The following is a 16,608-nucleotide window of genomic DNA, read 5'->3' on the forward strand; positions in this document are numbered from 1 at the left end:
CGGCGGGCGCCCGCCGCGGCGTGAAGGGAAGGAAAATCAGCGAAATCAACTCAATCAGCGGCAATCAGCGATTATATGTCCTGGTCGTCCAGGTCGGCGGCTACGGGAACCTGCATCTTCTGGTCGTCGGGAATGGTGTCGCGGGGGCCGCCGTAGTACTTGGCGCAGTCGATTTCGATGCTCAGCGGCGCGGCGGGCTTGGGGAAGGGGCCGGTATTGATGCCGATGCTTTTGTCCTTGTACACCTTCTGCATGAACAGGCCGTAGAGCGGCAGGGCCATGCGGGCACCCTGGCCGTAGGTGCCGGTGCGGAAGTGAATGCTGCGGTCTTCGCCGCCCACCCACATGCCGCAGACAAGGTCGGGGGTGATGCCCATGAACCAGGCGTCGGAATAGTTAGACGTAGTGCCGGTTTTGGCTCCGATTTCGTAGGGAAACTTGAAGCCCGTGTGCAGAATGGTGCTGGTGCCGCCGGGCTCGGTGGTGCTGGCTTGCAGCATGTTGGTCATCACGTAGGCGGTTTCTTCGCTGAGCACTTCCCTGGTGCGGGGCACAAATTCGCGCAGCACGTTGCCGTTCTTGTCCTCAATGCGCGTAACCATGACGGGCGAAGTCCACACGCCCTTGTTGACGAACGTGCCGTAGACGCCGCACAGCTCGTAGATGCTGACGTCGGAAGAGCCGAAGCCGATGGCCGGCACCGCATCAATTTCCGACGTGATGCCCAGGCGCTTGGCGTAGGCCACGATGGTTTCGGGCGTCAGCTTCATCACCAGCCACGCCGTAATCGAGTTCATGGACCGCGCCAGGGCCTGCCGCAGCGTGAACACGCGCCCCGAAAAGGTGCCCTCGAAGTTGCGGGGCGTGTAGGGCGCGCGGCCGGCCACGGCCGGGAACGTGGTGGCCACGTCGGGCCGCGGGAAGCAGGGCGAGTAGCCCTGGTCGATGGCCGCCGCGTACACAATGGGCTTGAATGTGGAGCCGGGCTGGCGCTTGCCCTGGCGCACATGGTCGAACTTGAAAAACTTGTAGTTGGCCCCGCCCACCCAGGCCTTAATCTGGCCGTTGAGCGGGTTCACGGCCAGGAAGCCGGCGCGCAGCATGCGTTTGTAGTAAGCCAGCGAATCGAGTGGCGACATCATCATTTCCTTCTCGCCCTGCCACGTAAACACCTGCATTTTGTACTTCTTGCGCAGGTAATAATTCACCGAGTCGCGGTTGCCCTCGTATTGGTTCATCAGCGACTTATAGCGCTGGGTGCGGCGCATCGAGATGTTCAGAAACTCGGGAATCACCTTGCCGTTTTCGTCGCGCCAGGGCAGCTGGCCCTTCCAGTGCTGGTCGAACCACTTTTGTTGCAGCTTCAGGTGTTCGGCCACCGATTGCTCGGCGTACTTCTGCATCCGCGAATCGATGGTGGTGTAAATCTTCAGGCCGTCGGCGTACAGGTCGTGGTCGGTTTCCCGGGCCCAGGCCAGCAGCGACTTGGCCACCTCGGTCCGGAAATAAGGTGCGAGGCCCTTGCTGGGGTTTTCCACCGAATATTTCAGCACGATGGGCTTGGCCGTGTCGGCCATCAGCTGGGCGCTGGTGATGTAGTTGGACTTGGCCATCTGGCGCAGCACCCAGTTGCGCCGCTTGCGCGAGCGTTGCGGGTGCGCCACCGGGCTAAAGCGGCCCGGCGCGTTCACGATGCCCACCAGCGTGGCGGCCTCGGCGTTGGTCAGGTCCTTGGGCTTTTTGTTGAAGAAGGTTTTGGCGGCCGTGTTGACGCCGAACGAGTTCGAGCCGTACTCCACCGTGTTGAGGTACATGCGCAGGATTTCGCGCTTGGTGTAGTTGCGTTCCAGCCGGATGGCCAGAATCCACTCCTTGGTTTTGGTGATGAGCAGGCCCAGCTTGCCGTTGCCGTTCAGGCTACCGTCGTTCAGGTCGGCACGGGTGCGAAACAGCACCTTGGCCACCTGCTGCGTGAGCGTGGAGCCGCCGCCGTTGCGGTTGAACGTGGCCACGCCCACCACGGCCCGGAATATGCTTTTCATATCGATGCCCGAATGCTGCTCAAACCGCACATCCTCGGTGGCAATCAGGGCATCCACTATATTTTGGGGCAGGTCCTTGAACTCCACGGGCGTGCGGTTTTCGCGGAAGTATTTGCCCAGCAGCACCCCGTCGGCCGAGTAGATTTCGGAGGCCAGCTCGGAGCGCGGGTTTTCCAGGGTTTTGAGGTTGGGCATGCGCCCGAACAGCTCCAGGAAGTTGCCGCTCACGGCCAGCACAAACAGCCCCAGGCCCACCACGCCCGCCCCAAACAGCAGCCACATGGTGCGCGCAAAAGCCGTGAACCGCCCGTTGCGCACCGGTTTCAGGGGCGTCGGTTTGGAGCGGCGGGCGGGGGAGGAAGCAGGCATTCGTTGGAGTTGGGAGTTAAAAGTTAGGCGTTATGAGTTTACAGCGTGAGGTAAGCCCGGCCATGCAGCAAAGGTCCGACTGCAAACTCATAACTCATAACTACAAACTCATAACTCATTTATACACGCGCTGATAAAAACTCAGGTACCCGGCCAAATCACCCGAAGCCTGCAACAGCGCCAGGTTTTCGGCGCTGATAACCAGGGTTTGGTAGCCGGCCCCGCGCAGCCGTGCCAGCGGCGACTGCGGCCCCCGTAGCTTGGTGGCGTAGCTCTGGGCCACTTTGGCGCCGGGCAGCGTGCGCACCACCACCAGGTCCTGGTCGGCACCCAACGGTGGCGTCTCAATTCTTAGGTTGTTGGCCCGGAAAAACCGGCTGTTATACGTGCCCAGCTGCGTCACCAAATCGGGCGCGGCCGGAGTGGCTTTCGGAAATACCAGCACCACCGCGTGCGCCCCACTGAGCTGGGTGACGTAGGCCGTGGCCGCTACTGCGGGCTCGGCGGCTACGGGTTGGGCCGCCGGCTCGGCCGGGCTGATAGCGGCCGGGCTTGGTGCTGGCGCCAGGCCGTTGGCTGCTGGCGCGTCTGGGTTTTCGGGTGCCGGCGCCGGGGCGAGCTCGGGAGTGAGCAGCTTTGGCACCGCTTTTTCATCCGCCTGGCCCAGCTGGTCCGAAATAGCGGAGCTTTTGGGCGTGCGCTTGCCTGCCGGCGCTACCGGGGCGTCTTCAACCGTGGGCGGCGCGGTGTTCAGCGCTTTGGCGGGCGTTTCGTTTTCGCGGTATTGGATGCGCATGCGGTTATCCACTTCGCCCGGCCGGAAAATCGAAACCACCGGCTTTTCTGTCGATGCCAATGCGCCCGCAATCTGGCCATTGCCCTGCTTGCGGTAGGTTTCGGCCAGCGCCAGGGCCTGCGGAGCCAGGGGGCTGTCCGGGAAATCGCGGGCAAACTGCTCGACCGACGAGCGGGCCGCAAGCGGCGGCTGAGTCCGGATAACGAGCAGCGTTTTCACGTAGGCCACCCGGTCGGTCAGGTCGCTTTTGGGGTATTGCTTTTCGGTGCGCGCCAGCACGGCCGTGGCTTTCCGGAAATCCTGTTTGGTGTAATAGGTGAAAGCTGAGTCCAACCGGCTGGCTACGGCATTGTGCAGCGCCAGCTCCTGCTCGCGGTACAGTGGGTTGGCAATGAGCTTGGCGTAGATGGACGTGGGGAACTCGCGCTGGAGCGCCGCCGCGTACTGCGCCATTTTCGCGGCGTCAGCCACATCCTTGTAGTGCAGGTAAAGCAGGTAATAGGCGTCGGGAGCGTGTTCGCGGGCGGGGTAGCGGGCCACCTGCCGCTCGTAAGTTTCATAGCCTTTGTCGCGCTCCTTCAGCTGCTCTTTGTAGATGCCGGCCAGTTCGTACAGCGCGGTTTCCACCTGCGCATCCGATTCCGTAAGCAGCTCGGGCGTGAGCGGCAGGCTGCTGCGGTACTGAGCCACCAAGGCCTGTTTCTGGGCGGCAGGGTTGCTGGCGGCGGCAGCAGCCACGGAATCCGCGCCGCCGGCATTCACGCGGTTGGCATCCTGGCCGGTAACGGAGATGGGGGCGCCGCCGTTGGCGGTGGTGTTGGGCGAGCTGCTGGCCTGGCTGCTGGTACGCCAGTTGTCCTGCAGCTGCCGGTCGCCCCATTTTCGGATGAAGTCGCCCCGCGCCTTGCCCAGCGTCACCGGGTTATCGAAGTACCATTTGGCGCCCGAAGCCGTGGCGGTGGGGTCAAAAGCCAGCGGGTCGTCGGTGGCGCCGCCCAGGCCGCTGCCGGGGAAAGCCGAATTGCCGCTGCTGCTGCTGGTGCGCGCGGCCAGCTCGGCGGTGCGCTCACTCGCTTTCTGTAAGGCCGCGAGCCGGGCTGCTTCGCGCTCCTTGGCCGCAATTTCAGCGTCGGCATACAGGTTTAGCTTCTCGTCCAGCGCCGTCGGGTTCAGTTTGGCCAGGGCCTGCAGGCTGTCCTGCGTTTCGATGATGGTGTACTGCTTGGCGAATTCCCGCAGGATGTCGCTCCGCTCCTTGATGGCCGCGTAGGTTTTGGCTTCCGGAGCCAGGTTCTGCACGGTGCTGTCGTAATAAGCCGCCGCAAGGCGGTATTTCTGCAGCTCTTCGTAGTAGATGCGTCCCGCCAGCAGGTAGGTGTAGCTTTTTTGCAGCGGGTTGGTAGTGGTGGCTTTAATGGACTGGCGCAACAGTTTCAGGGCCTCCGGAAACTTCTTTTCGCGGTAGTTCAGCCGCGCCATCTCGTAGTAAATCTTGTCGCGGTATTCCTTGTTTTTTGAGTCTTTCAGCAACGCGGCGAAGTTCTTATCCAGTCGCTCCCGGTCTTTCACGTCCAAGCCCGATACCTGGGCCAGCAGCAGCTTGGCCTGGAAGTCGAGCTCATACGGTGGGTTGCGCGACAGCAGCTGGTCCAGCTGCTCGTAGGCTTTCTGGTCCTGGCCGGCGTTCTGGTACAGCTGCGCCAGCACGTAGCGCGTGCGCGACCGTTCGTTTTTCAGCTCAATCAGCGGAATGGCCCGTTCCAGCTCAGGAATCGCCTTGGCCGGCTCATCGGTACGGATGTAATAGTCGGCGCGGGTCAGAAACAGCTGGCGCGCATCGGTGGGCAGGCCGGTTTCCTTGTCCAGCAGGTCCGATACCGCCTTGGCGCTCTCGTATTCGCCCTGCGCCACAAAGGTTCGCATCAGCCCAATCAGCGCCTCGTGCTTGGCGTTGGCGTCCTTGCTCGTCGAGTTCACATACTTAAAGGTGAGCGCCGCGTCGTCGAACTGCATCTGATAAAAGCGCGCCCAGGCCACCAGAATGTAAGCGTCATCGGTCCAGTCCGAGCCCGGCCGGTGCTGAATCGGCATCGAAGCCCGCTTAATAATCTGGTTGAGGTCGGTTCGGCTGGCCCGCACAGTGGTGCTGTCCAGGGTCGGGAACAGCGGCAGCGTCTGGTTGTAGTCGTTCACGCGGCCTTCGTAGAGCTTGGCTTCGGTTTCGTGGAGCTTCTCGCGGGCCAGGAAATAGGCATTGTCGCGCGCCGCCACGTTGTTGAAGGCATGCGCCACCAGGTTTTTATCGGAAGCGCAGCCCGCCGCGCCCAATCCTAAAAGGAAGACGAGGAGCGCCGGCCAGCGGTGTATCAGCAAATGTTGTGTCAAAGCCAAAGGGAGAGGTAAGGGCAGCCAGTTGCCTCCGCAACGCCGGAGGTAACCCGAAATGTTCGTTATAGCCGGCAGGCGCCAACCGCCTAACGAAGGCGAACGGGTAAAATTACGTTTTTCCCGGACCAAACGGTCCTTCGCCTCCGCCGTACCTTTGCACGTCGCTTCACCACGTCCTTTCCATGTCCACACCGCCCGTTCCTGAGCCCGCCGACAAGCCCGCCGCAGGCTCCACCCGCGTCCGCGCGTTCGCCAAGTACTCGGGTATTGCCTTCCAGATGCTGGGCATCATCGGCGGCTTCACCTGGCTGGGCATGTGGCTCGACGAGCGGTACCAGTCCAAAAACCCGTGGTTCACGGTCGGGCTCATGCTGGTGGGTGTGTTTCTCGCCATGTTCCAGATTATCCGCAGCCTCACCAGAGAGTAGCTGTCGGTTGCTAGTTGTTAGACTGACAACCGACAACTAGAAACGGGCAACTAAACCACGCCATTATGATTCGATTTCTGCGCCAGTTTTTCCTGTTTGGCGGAGTGCTGGGGGCGCTGCTCTACGTCCTGCATCTGCTCTACGGGCCGGCCATCATTCACCGCTACATGGGGCTGCTGTTCGGCTTCATGGCCGGGCTCACGTTCCTTATCTATAGTCTCACGGCGCGCCTCGTGGCTGTGTCACCCACCAATCTGGGTATCGGCTACCTTATTGGCATGACCGTGCGGATGCTCACTTCCCTGGCCCTCGTCACGGTGCATCTGGCCCGGGGCGGCGCCCAGGAGGGAAGGGGGCTCTGGACCTTCCTCGGGGCCTTCTTCCTGCTGTACTTTTCGTGGGCTGGGTTTGAAATCTGGGCTATTTTTAGTAACTTGCGGCCGATTTCAAAAAAGCAAGTGGCGCAAACATAGCGCTTTAGCCCGAAGTCTTTCATTAATTTCCTTTGAATGAAGCGTTTACTTTCGATACTTCTTTGCTTTGTATCCCTGTCCGCTTTTGCGAACGAGCCAGCCAATGAGGCTTCCAAAGGGGAGGGGTTCAACCCTGGCGAAATGATTTTGGAGCACATCGGCGATTCGCACGAGTGGCACTTGGCTACCCTCGGCGAGGGCGAGCACGCCACCCACGTGAGCGTGCCGCTGCCCATTATCGCTTACCAGCCCACCAAAGGGTTGAGCATGTTTTCGGGCGGGCAGCTGGCCCACGGCCATAGCCACAACGGCCTGAAACTGGAAGAAGACAAGCTCGTGGCCGAAGACGGCAGCAAAGTATACGACTTCTCCATCACCAAAAACACCGCTTCGCTACTCTTTAGCGCCGTGCTCATGCTGCTGGTGTTCACGGCCGTAGCCCGTGGCTACAAGAAGAACCGCGGCCGGGCGCCCAGCGGCCTGCAGTCGTTCTTCGAGCCCGTCATCATCTTCATCCGCGACGAAATTGCCAAGAAGAACATCGGCCCCAAGTACGAGCGCTACATGCCGTACCTGCTCACCGCCTTCTTCTTCATCTGGTTCAACAACCTGCTGGGCCTCATGCCCGGCGCGGCCAACCTGAGCGGCAACATTGCCGTGACCCTGGTGCTGGCCGTGATGACGCTGGTTATCACCCTGGCTTCGAGCAACAAGTACTACTGGGCTCACATTTTTGCTACGCCCGGCGTGCCCAAGCCCCTGCTGCCCATCATGATTGTGGTGGAATTCCTGGGCATCTTCACCAAGCCTTTCTCCCTGATGATTCGTCTGTTTGCCAACATCACGGCCGGACACATTGTGGTGCTGAGCTTTATTAGCTTGGTGTTCATCTTCAAATCGTGGGCCGTGGCTCCCGTTACCTTGGCTTTCGGTCTGTTTATCAACATTCTGGAATTGCTGGTGGCTATCCTGCAGGCCTTCATCTTCACGCTGCTCACCGCCATGTACATCGGCGGCGCGGTAGAAGAGCACCACGATGCGGATATGCAGATTGGCTACAACGAGGATGAAACCGCTCCTCACGCGGCCCACTAATCTCAAGACTTATTTAGGCAGGCATAGCGCCTGACCTGCTGGTTGTTTTAGTCAGACCGCAGCATTCCCCCCCCCTCGCTGCGGGATTGGCTAGCTTTTTCTCCTCCCCCTTTTTCTTTTTTTATGTTACTTTCTTTGTTTTTGCAGGCTGCTGTTGAAATGGCCGCCAACTACGGTCCTGGTTTGGCAGTAATGGGTGCCGGTATCGGTGCTGGTCTGGTTGCTTTGGGCGTAGGCCTGGGTATTGGTCGCATCGGCGGCAGCGCTATGGATGCCATCGGTCGTCAGCCCGATGCTTCGGGCAAAATCCAGACGGCTATGATTATCGCCGCCGCTCTGATTGAAGGCCTCGGCCTGTTCGCAGTCGTAGTGTGCGTACTTATCTGGACCAAACTCTAAGATGATTTGCCGGGCCGCAGTGCCCGGAAGTAGTTGGAAGCCCGCCGCCCGCTGCTGCTATTGCAGTTGGCGCGGCGGGCTTACCTGCTCCTACAAGATGTAGCAAGCTTAACCAGCCTCAACCGGCGGTTCCCTAATTATAATTTCCTTATGCCAGCTTTCTTAAATCCTGAACTCGGCCTGATTTTCTGGCAACTGGTTATCTTCCTGTTGGTGTTGTTTCTGCTGGGCAAGTTTGCCTGGCGGCCCATCCTGCTGTCGCTCAAAGAGCGGGAAGACACCATCGACAATGCCCTGCGCATGGCCGACCAGGCCAAAATTGAAATGCAGCAGCTGAAAGCCGGCAACGAAAAGTTGCTCGCCGACGCCCGCCACGAGCGCGACCGCATGATGCAGGAAGCCACCGTGATGGCCAACCAGCACCGCGACGCCGAAAAGGCCCGCGCCACCGAAGAAGCCAACCGCATTATCAGCCAAGCCCGCGAAGCCATCCAGCAGGAGAAAAACGCGGCCCTGGCCGAAGTGAAAAACACCGCCGCCAAGCTGTCGGTCGATATCGCCGAGCGCATCCTGCGCCGCGAGCTCGCCGAGCCCGCCGCCCAAACGCAGCTGGTCGATTCGTATTTGAAAGACGTAAATCTTAATTAAGCTGTTAGCTGTCAGCTGTTAGCCGTTAGCTTTTTTCGAGAGAATGAAGCCCACTGCTAACAGCTAACAGCTATTAGCTATTAGCTGACAATAAAATGGCTGACCAACGAGTAGCGTCCCGCTACGCCAAGTCGCTCCTCGACTTGGGCAAGGAGATGGGCACGCTGGAGAGCGTGAAAGAGGACATGGACCTGCTGAGCAAGACCATGGCCGAAAGCCGCGAGCTGCGGCTGTTGCTGCGCAATCCGATTGTGAAGCACGACAAGAAGCTGGCCATCCTCACCGCCATTTTTGGGGGTAAGGTGTCGGACATCACCATGAAGTTTTTCGCCATCCTCACCCAGAAAAACCGGGAGTCGGCGCTGGAAGGCATGGGCACCGAGTTTCAGGTGCAGTACAATGCCATGCAGGGCATCCAGATGGCCGAGGTGACTTCGGCCACTCCGCTCACGGCTGCCTCGCGGGCTGAGATGGAGAAGCTGGTAACCCAGCAAACCGGCCTGACTGACGTGAAACTGACCGAAAAGGTGGACGCCGACCTCATTGGCGGCTTCATCCTGCGCGTTGGCGACAACCAGCTTGATGATTCCGTGCGCACCAGCCTCCGCAAGATGCGCACCTCTTTGCAAGACACTACGTTTCAACAAAAGGTGTAAGCCGATAGTCGGTGTAGTGCGAACGCAGTTGTTCGTGTCTCCGCGCCGACGATACTAATTCAAATTGGCGCAGGCACGCGAAGCCCCGCTTCGCGCTACTGACTACTCAATAATACATACTCAATTCCCAAAAAAATGGCAGAAGTACGTCCGGACGAAGTATCCGCAATCCTGCGGCAGCAACTGTCCAATTTCAAGTCCGAAGCCGAGCTGGAAGAAGTCGGCACCGTGTTGCAGGTTGGCGACGGTGTGGCGCGCATCTACGGCTTGAGTAAAGCCCAGGCGGGCGAGCTGATTGAGTTCGAGACGGGCCTGCAAGGGCTGGTGCTTAACCTCGAAGAGGACAACGTAGGTGCCGTATTGCTCGGCGACTATTCGGGCATTCAGGAAGGCGCTACCGTGCGTCGTACCAACAAAATTGCTTCTATTAAAGTAGGCGAAGGCATTGTGGGCCGGGTGGTAAACACCCTCGGTCAGCCCATCGACGGCCGTGGTCCTATCACGGGCGAGCTGTACGAAATGCCCCTCGAGCGCAAGGCTCCTGGTGTAATCTACCGTCAGCCCGTAACCGAGCCGATGCAAACTGGTATCAAGTCGATTGACGCCATGATTCCGATTGGCCGGGGTCAGCGCGAGCTGATTATCGGTGACCGTCAGACGGGTAAGTCGGCCGTGGCCATCGATACCATCCTGAACCAGCGCGAGTTCTTTGAAGCTGGTAAGCCTGTGTATTGCATTTACGTGGCTATCGGCCAGAAGGCTTCGACCATCGCCCAGGTGGTGCAGTCGCTGACCAAAGGTGGTGCCATGGACTACACCGTGGTGGTAGCCGCTCCGGCCGCCGACCCCGCGCCTCTGCAGTTCTACGCGCCCTTTACCGGTGCTGCCATTGGCGAATTCTTCCGCGATACGGGTCGTCCCGCCCTCGTGGTTTATGACGACTTGTCGAAGCAGGCGGTGGCTTACCGCGAGGTGTCGCTACTGCTCCGTCGTCCTCCCGGACGCGAGGCATACCCCGGCGACGTATTCTACCTGCACAGCCGTTTGCTGGAGCGGGCCGCCAAAATCAACGCTTCGGACGAAATCGCTCAGAACATGAACGACCTGCCCGAAAGCATCCGGCACCTGGTGAAAGGCGGCGGTTCGCTCACGGCCCTGCCCATCATCGAGACGCAGGCGGGCGACGTATCGGCATACATCCCGACGAACGTGATTTCCATCACCGACGGCCAGATTTTCCTCGAGACCAACCTGTTCAACTCGGGTGTGAGGCCGGCCATCAACGTGGGTATTTCGGTGTCGCGCGTGGGTGGTAACGCCCAGATTAAGTCGATGAAGAAAGTGGCCGGTACGCTGAAGCTCGACCAGGCCCAGTTCCGCGAGCTGGAAGCCTTCGCCAAGTTCGGCTCCGACCTCGACGCCTCGACCAAGCTCACCATTGAGCGCGGCCGTCGCAACCTCGAAATCCTGAAGCAGCCCCAGTTCTCGCCTGTGAAGGTGGAAGACCAGGTGGCCATCGTGTACGCCTCGACCAATGGCCTACTCGACACCGTGCCCGTTAACCGGGTGCGTGAGTTCGAGAAGGAGTTCGGCCAAGTAATGAACTCCCGCTACCCCGACGTGCTGAAGGCGCTGAAGGCTGGCAAGCTGGAGGACGCTGGCACCAAGGCCATCCGCGAGGTAGCCAAGGACGTGGCAGCGAACTACGCGGTGAAGTAAGAATTAAGTGAAAGAACGTCATGCTGAGCTTGCCGAAGCATCTTTACCGCTTCGTTGGGTCAGTATTGATTACTACTGCGGTAGAGATGCTTCGGCAAGCTCAGCATGACGTTCATTTATCCCCATTATGGCAAGCTTAAAAGAAGTCCGCAGCCGCATTCAGTCGGTGAGCAGCACGCAGCAGATTACCAAAGCCATGAAAATGGTGGCGGCGGCCAAGCTGCGTCGTGCCCAAGACAACATCATCCGGATGCGGCCTTACGCGCAGCGCCTGAACACCATTCTGGCGAACCTGACGCGCACGACCGACAACGACATTGTGAGCGAATACGGCGTGGCCCGCGAGGTGCGCCGGGTGCTGATTATTGCCGTTACCTCGGACCGTGGTCTGGCGGGCGCGTTCAACTCGAACGTGTTTAAGGGTGTGAACGCAGCCATTGCGGAGCGCTACGCCAACCTGCCGGCAACCAGCATCTCGATACTGGCCATTGGCAAGAAAGCCCACGACTACTACACCCGCAAGGGCAACATCGTGGGCAACTTCACCCATGTTTTCGCCAAGCTGTCGTTTGAGACGGTGCGCGAGGCGGCAGAGCTTGCCATGGACAGTTTCCGCAACGGGCAGTACGACGAGGTCGTGATGGTGTACAACGAGTTCCGGAACGTGGCTACGCAGATTATCCGCACCGAGCAGCTGCTGCCGCTGGTGAAGACGGAAGCGCCCGTTACTGCTTCTGCCACTGCCAACGTAGATTACGTTTTTGAGCCTTCGAAAGAAGAAATCATCCAGACCCTGATTCCGCAGTCGCTGAAAATACAGCTTTACAAAGCGGTGCTGGAAAGCAACGCTTCGGAGCACGGCGCCCGTATGACGGCCATGGACAAAGCCACCGACAACGCCGGTGAGCTGCTCAAGGCCCTCAAGCTGACCTACAACCGGACGCGTCAGGCAGCCATCACGACCGAAATTCTCGAAATCGTGGGTGGTGCCGAAGCACTGGCAGCGGGGTAATAAAACGCTTTAGACACACAAAGAAGGCCCGTTCCCATTGGAGGCGGGCCTTCTTTGCGTGGAGGATTTCGTGGAATACTAGGAGTGGGCGCCGGTGGGTTTGGCACCTCAATACGCCGCTATCTTTAGCCGCGCAAAATAGGCGCGACCAATTATGAGTAAAAAGCTACGTTCCCACCACTACAGCCCATGGCAGGCCTTGCTGCCAAGCAAAAGGGGCCACTGCTTCTACCACGGGCTTCTTCTGGTCTGGCTCTGGAGCCTGACGTTGGGAGCGGCCAGAGCTGAGAGTGGGGAAGCCACTGAATTTATCCGGGCAAACTCCCCGTCGGTGGGCACTGCGCTGAATCTGGACGGTACCTTGCGCCACGGGGCCGCCGGCTCCTTTGACGCCCGGAAATACACCATGTTTATGGCGGCCGATGGCCAGCCCGTGTTTCGGCCCGCCGGCACCGCCAGAACCGCTGGCCCCGGCGATGAATACTGGCAGGACGGGTTCAATGCTCCCGGCACCAACTACATTGTGAATGCCGTGCTTCGGGTAGGCACCGACCTCTACATTGGCGGCGAGTTCACCACGGCCGGTCGGATAAGGGCCAACCATGTAGCCAAATGGGACGGGACGGCCTGGAGCCCGGTGGGCACGGGCGCGGCCAATGGCGTGAACAACCAAGTGAATGCCTTGGCCATGATAGGCAACACACTGTATGTGGCCGGCCGCTTCAGCCGGGCCGGTGGGGTGCCGGTGAGCAACGTGGCCCAATGGGACGGCACGGCGTGGAGCAGCCTGGGGCCGGCCCCCGCCATGGGCGTCGGAAACGAGGTGAAAGCCCTCGCCGTGCTCGGCACTACGCTGTACGCCGGTGGAAGCTTCACCACGGCCGGGGGAATTCCGGCCGCTCACGTGGCGCAATGGAACGGCACCACCTGGAGCGCCGTGGGCGGCGGCGTGAACAACGGCGTGAATGCGCTGGCCGTGCTGGGCACCACGCTTTACGTCGGTGGGTTCTTCGATGAGGCCGATGGGCTGCCGGCTAAGTACGTGGCGCAGTGGAACAGTACCGGGTGGCGTGCGCTGGGCGCGGGTACCAACAGTGCCGTGCATGCCTTGGCCGTGCGCGGCACCGACCTGTTTGTGGGCGGCCAGTTCTGGGAAGCGGGCGGGGCGCCGGCCAACCGCATAGCGCGCTGGGACGGCACCAGCTGGGCCGCGCTGGGCGCCGGCACAAGCAGCACCGTGTACGCGCTGACGCCCTCGGCGAGCGGCGTGTACGTGGGGGGTGGTTTTGCACAGGCCGGGGGGCAGCCGGCCAATTCGGTGGCGCACTGGGACGGCAGCGCCTGGCGCGCCGTGGGGGCGGGCGCGGCCAATGGCGTGAATGCGCCGGTGAAGGCCCTGTGCACGGTGGGCAGCACGCTGTACGCAGGCGGCGAGCTGACCACGGCGGGCGGCGTGGGCGCCTCGTACGTGGCGCAGTGGAGCGGCACGGACTGGAGCGCGCTGGGCGAAGGCCTGGGCCTGAGCAGTGTGGGCGTGGTAGCGGCCGTAGCCGTATCGGGCACCGATGTGTACGTGGGCGGCAACTTCGCCACGGCCGGCCGGGTGCTGGCCAACAACATTGCCCGGTGGGACGGCCGCGCCTGGCACGCGCTGGGCACCGGCCCCGCCAATGGCGTGAACAAGGACGTGCTGTGTCTGGCCGTGGCGGGCGCCAGCTTGTACGTGGGGGGGGAATTCACCAGTGCGGGCGGCACCCCGGCCAACCACCTGGCCCGATGGGATGGCGCAGCCTGGCACCCGCTCGGTGCGGGCACCAACCGGGTAGTAAACGCCCTGGCCGTGGCGGGCCCGCTGCTGTACGCGGGCGGTAATTTCACCGAAGCTGGCGGGGCCGAAGCCAACTTTGTGGCCCAATGGAACGGCATTGCCTGGGCGCCGTTGCTGATGGGGGGCGATAACGGCTTGCGGGGCGAAGTAAGGGCCCTGGCCGTGCTGGATGGCCAGCTTTATGCGGGGGGCAGCTTTTCGGTACGGCCGCTGGCTGGCGGGCTGGTGCAGTACCTGGCCCGTTGGGATGGCAGCACCTGGGCGCCCGTGGGCACCGGCCCCACGCCCGGCGTCAACAGCCTGGTCGAAACCCTGACGGCGGCTGGCAACGTGCTGTACGCGGGCGGCTTCTTCAGCACCGCCGACGGCCGCCCGGCCAATAACATCGCCACCTGGAACGGCACCGTCTGGAGCACCCTCGGCCTGGGCCAGCCCAAGGCGCCGAACAGTAGCGTCCGTGCCATTGCCGTGTCGGGCAGCAGCGTGTACGTGGGGGGGCAGTTCTACACCCAGCGCACGTCGCCGCCCGCGTCCACCGAGTTTGCGGCCAAGTGGGACGGCACCGCCTGGAGCGACCTGGGCACCGGCTTGAACCAGAACGTGCTGGCAATGGCCGTGACTAAAAGTGGCCAGGTGGTGGCCGGCGGCAACCTCGCCGGGGTGGCCGACGGCAGCAAGCTCCTGTCGCACATTGCCTTCTTCAACGACCCTCGGCTGGCCACCCTCACCGCGCTTTCGGCCCTGCAGGCGCCCGTGGGGTCCCCGCTCATCATCACCGGCACCAACCTGACCGGGGCCACGGCCATCACCTTCGCGGGCACCGCCAACCAGGTGGTTACGGCGGGCTTCACCGTGAACGCGGCCGGTACCCAAATCAGCGGTGTGCTGGTGCCCGGCGGGGCCCGGCCCGGCCTCCTCACCGTCACCACGCCCGGCGGTATCACCAACGGTCTGGACTTTGGCCTGGGGCCATTGGCGGCGGCGGCGCCGCAGGCGGCCGCTCCGTTGGGCCTCTACCCCAACCCCGCCCGCGGCACGGTAACGGTGCAGCTGCCCGCCGCGCCCGGCACCCGGCCAGTCGTGCTCACGCTGCACGACGCGCTGGGCCGTACCGTGCGCACCCTGGCCGTGTCGCGGCCCGGCAGTCTGGCCCAGCTGCCGCTCGCGGGGGTGGCGCCGGGCCTCTACCAGGTGCGGGCGCGGGTGGGCACGCAGCAGCTGAGCCAGCAGTTGGTGGTAGAATAGCCGGCGGCCGTCGGGCGTAGGGTTGGGGGAGGAGCAGGCCGGTCTTTTTTAGCCTTTAAAACGAGGCAGTTGGTGGCCGGGCCTGCGGTTTTTGGTTGCTCCGGCATACTGCGGGGGGCAGGGTTGCGTTCAACGGAGCTATTCCGGGCCGTTGGCCTGGGAAAAAGCTCCGGTTGCGCGCTTCCTTTTCCCCTTTCGCTATGTTCACTGCTGCCGCTTCTCACCTGTTGCTGGCGGGCCGCCAGCTGGCTTTGCCGCTGCCGTTGCTGTTGCTGTTGGCCAGCCCGGCCGCCCGCGCTCAGGTCTCGGCCGAGCCCTTGGCCGACCTGAGTGTTTACCCCAACCCCGCCCACATTCGGGCCACGGTGCAGGTGCCGGCCGTGGCCGGGGCCAGCAGTGCCACCGTGACGCTGAGCGATGCCCAGGGCACGGTAGTATTCGAGCAGCCCGTGAGCCTGACGGAGCAAGGCGGCAAGGCGGAAGTGCCGCTGCTGGGCCGGGCACCGGGCCTGTACCGGATAGTGGTGCAGGTGGGCGACCAGCGCGTGGGCAAAACGCTACGGGTGGAGTAGGAGGGGAGGCGCCCGCCCCGCCCCTACATTTGCCCCTATGCTCCTACCCAAGCTTCTCCCGCCCGACCTGGCCACCGCCCGCCTGCGTCGCCCGCGCCCACCCCGCCCAGCTCAACGACTTCAGCGGCCACCTGACTGAGATGCTCCGGCCCCTGGACCCGAACAAGATTGAGCGGCACGGCGAAACCCATATTCTGGATTTTCTGCGGACGGTGACCCGGCCCGAGGGCGGCTCGCGCTACGGCAAGCGCGATTTGGTGCTGCACCTGGCCGATGCCGCCGACTCGCCGGTGGCCGTGGTGCTGGAGGTGAAGGGACCTAAGAACCCCGGCGAGATGCCGACCCTATTGCCGACACTCACGAGACCCAAGCGGCCATCGATGCCGCCGTGGCCGCCTTATATGGCGTGGCTCTGCCGGAGGTAGCGCGGGCCGTAGCATAACTTTACTAACCGGCGGCTTGCTTTGGGCACAGGCCGGCCGCTTTTTTCTGTCCCTGTTCTTACCATGCCTGCTACTCGTTACTTATTGTTTGTGGGGCTGTCCAGTGGGGTATTGCTGCTGGGTCTGGGCGGGGCCGCCCGGGCTCAGGCGCCCACCCTCACCAGCCTCAGCCCGGCAGCCAATGCCCGGGTTGTGCCCCGTAGCGCCAGCGTAGTGGCCACATTCAGCCAGCCGCTCACTGCGGCCTCGGCGGCAGCCCTCCGGGTTTTTAGCAGCCAGCGCGGGGGCTTGCGCAGCCGCAGTGGCACGGCCCTGAGCGGCCGTACCCTGAGCTTTGCCCCCACGGCCTACGACTTTCGGCCCGGCGAAACCGTGCAGTACACCGTGACGCGGGCTGCGGCCAGTGCCGCCGGGGGGCCACTGGCCACGGCCCGGGTGGGGCAGTTCACGGCGGCCGTGGGCGGCACCGGGCGCGGCACGTTCGCCAACACCGCC

The 16,608-nt window shown here is 62.3% G+C and carries 14 protein-coding genes; 12 read left to right on the plus strand and 2 right to left on the minus strand.

Going from position 1 to position 16,608, the window contains the following annotated elements; genetic code table 11:
• Window positions 1-71 precede the first annotated feature (71 nt).
• Both GM79_RS06480 and GM79_RS06485 read right to left on the minus strand, forming a co-directional pair.
• Window positions 72-2,411, minus strand: coding sequence for a penicillin-binding protein 1A (locus GM79_RS06480; RefSeq protein WP_316930101.1), 2,340 nt, complete (start codon window positions 2,409-2,411; stop codon window positions 72-74).
• 115 nt (window positions 2,412-2,526) lie between these two features.
• Window positions 2,527-5,592 carry a tetratricopeptide repeat protein gene (locus GM79_RS06485; protein ID WP_152559874.1) on the minus strand — a complete coding sequence of 1,022 codons (3,066 nt, stop codon included), beginning with the start codon at window positions 5,590-5,592 and terminating at the stop codon, window positions 2,527-2,529.
• A gap of 185 nt (window positions 5,593-5,777) precedes the next feature.
• On the opposite strand from GM79_RS06485, the gene GM79_RS06490 reads away from it, so the two are divergent.
• From GM79_RS06490 to GM79_RS06545, 12 genes are all read left to right on the plus strand, one after another.
• Window positions 5,778-6,023: an AtpZ/AtpI family protein gene (locus tag GM79_RS06490; protein WP_035561060.1), complete on the plus strand. Its 246-nt coding sequence runs from the start codon at window positions 5,778-5,780 to the stop codon at window positions 6,021-6,023.
• Between the two features lie 65 nt (window positions 6,024-6,088).
• Window positions 6,089-6,496 (plus strand): hypothetical protein, encoded by a 408-nt coding sequence (locus tag GM79_RS06495; RefSeq protein ID WP_035561062.1) that lies wholly within the window; start codon window positions 6,089-6,091, stop codon window positions 6,494-6,496.
• A 141-nt stretch (window positions 6,497-6,637) separates the two neighbouring features.
• Window positions 6,638-7,591, plus strand: coding sequence for a F0F1 ATP synthase subunit A (gene atpB / locus GM79_RS06500; RefSeq protein WP_316930102.1), 954 nt, complete (start codon window positions 6,638-6,640; stop codon window positions 7,589-7,591).
• 123 nt (window positions 7,592-7,714) lie between these two features.
• Window positions 7,715-7,990: an ATP synthase F0 subunit C gene (gene atpE, locus GM79_RS06505; RefSeq protein WP_035561068.1), complete on the plus strand. Its 276-nt coding sequence runs from the start codon at window positions 7,715-7,717 to the stop codon at window positions 7,988-7,990.
• 150 nt (window positions 7,991-8,140) lie between these two features.
• Window positions 8,141-8,638, plus strand: coding sequence for a F0F1 ATP synthase subunit B (gene atpF, locus GM79_RS06510; RefSeq protein WP_035561095.1), 498 nt, complete (start codon window positions 8,141-8,143; stop codon window positions 8,636-8,638).
• Window positions 8,639-8,733: 95 nt separating this feature from the next.
• Window positions 8,734-9,294 (plus strand): ATP synthase F1 subunit delta, encoded by a 561-nt coding sequence (atpH, locus tag GM79_RS06515; RefSeq protein WP_035561071.1) that lies wholly within the window; start codon window positions 8,734-8,736, stop codon window positions 9,292-9,294.
• Between the two features lie 135 nt (window positions 9,295-9,429).
• Window positions 9,430-11,013, plus strand: coding sequence for a F0F1 ATP synthase subunit alpha (atpA, locus tag GM79_RS06520; RefSeq protein WP_035561074.1), 1,584 nt, complete (start codon window positions 9,430-9,432; stop codon window positions 11,011-11,013).
• Between the two features lie 127 nt (window positions 11,014-11,140).
• The gene (gene atpG, locus GM79_RS06525) at window positions 11,141-12,025 is read left to right on the plus strand and encodes an ATP synthase F1 subunit gamma (protein WP_035561077.1); all 885 of its coding nucleotides are present in this window, start codon (window positions 11,141-11,143) and stop codon (window positions 12,023-12,025) included.
• Window positions 12,026-12,356: 331 nt separating this feature from the next.
• On the plus strand, window positions 12,357-15,098 hold the full coding sequence (locus GM79_RS06530) for a T9SS type A sorting domain-containing protein (RefSeq protein WP_035561080.1): 2,742 nt from the start codon (window positions 12,357-12,359) through the stop codon (window positions 15,096-15,098).
• 200 nt (window positions 15,099-15,298) lie between these two features.
• Entirely contained in the window at window positions 15,299-15,670 is a 372-nt protein-coding gene (locus GM79_RS06535; RefSeq protein WP_035561083.1) for a T9SS type A sorting domain-containing protein, read from the plus strand.
• 29 nt (window positions 15,671-15,699) lie between these two features.
• The gene (locus GM79_RS06540) at window positions 15,700-16,095 is read left to right on the plus strand and encodes a hypothetical protein (RefSeq protein WP_152559876.1); all 396 of its coding nucleotides are present in this window, start codon (window positions 15,700-15,702) and stop codon (window positions 16,093-16,095) included.
• A gap of 81 nt (window positions 16,096-16,176) precedes the next feature.
• Window positions 16,177-16,608 (plus strand): Ig-like domain-containing protein (locus GM79_RS06545; protein WP_161787134.1); only part of this gene is annotated, 432 nt, incomplete at its 3' end.

Origin of the sequence: Hymenobacter sp. IS2118 (assembly GCF_000715495.1) — a bacterium.
Classification (GTDB): domain Bacteria; phylum Bacteroidota; class Bacteroidia; order Cytophagales; family Hymenobacteraceae; genus Hymenobacter.

What these genes read in the sequence shown, in the direction of transcription:
- atpH (WP_035561071.1), top strand. Translation starts at nt 8,734, where the DNA reads ATGGCTGACCAACGAGTAGCGTCCCGCTACGCCAAGTCGCTCCTCGAC.
- atpF (WP_035561095.1), top strand. Translation starts at nt 8,141, where the DNA reads ATGCCAGCTTTCTTAAATCCTGAACTCGGCCTGATTTTCTGGCAACTG.
- atpE (WP_035561068.1), top strand. Translation starts at nt 7,715, where the DNA reads ATGTTACTTTCTTTGTTTTTGCAGGCTGCTGTTGAAATGGCCGCCAAC.
- GM79_RS06535 (WP_035561083.1), top strand. Translation starts at nt 15,299, where the DNA reads ATGTTCACTGCTGCCGCTTCTCACCTGTTGCTGGCGGGCCGCCAGCTG.
- atpB (WP_316930102.1), top strand. Translation starts at nt 6,638, where the DNA reads ATGATTTTGGAGCACATCGGCGATTCGCACGAGTGGCACTTGGCTACC.
- GM79_RS06495 (WP_035561062.1), top strand. Translation starts at nt 6,089, where the DNA reads ATGATTCGATTTCTGCGCCAGTTTTTCCTGTTTGGCGGAGTGCTGGGG.
- atpG (WP_035561077.1), top strand. Translation starts at nt 11,141, where the DNA reads ATGGCAAGCTTAAAAGAAGTCCGCAGCCGCATTCAGTCGGTGAGCAGC.
- GM79_RS06480 (WP_316930101.1), bottom strand. Translation starts at nt 2,411, where the DNA reads ATGCCTGCTTCCTCCCCCGCCCGCCGCTCCAAACCGACGCCCCTGAAA.
- atpA (WP_035561074.1), top strand. Translation starts at nt 9,430, where the DNA reads ATGGCAGAAGTACGTCCGGACGAAGTATCCGCAATCCTGCGGCAGCAA.
- GM79_RS06490 (WP_035561060.1), top strand. Translation starts at nt 5,778, where the DNA reads ATGTCCACACCGCCCGTTCCTGAGCCCGCCGACAAGCCCGCCGCAGGC.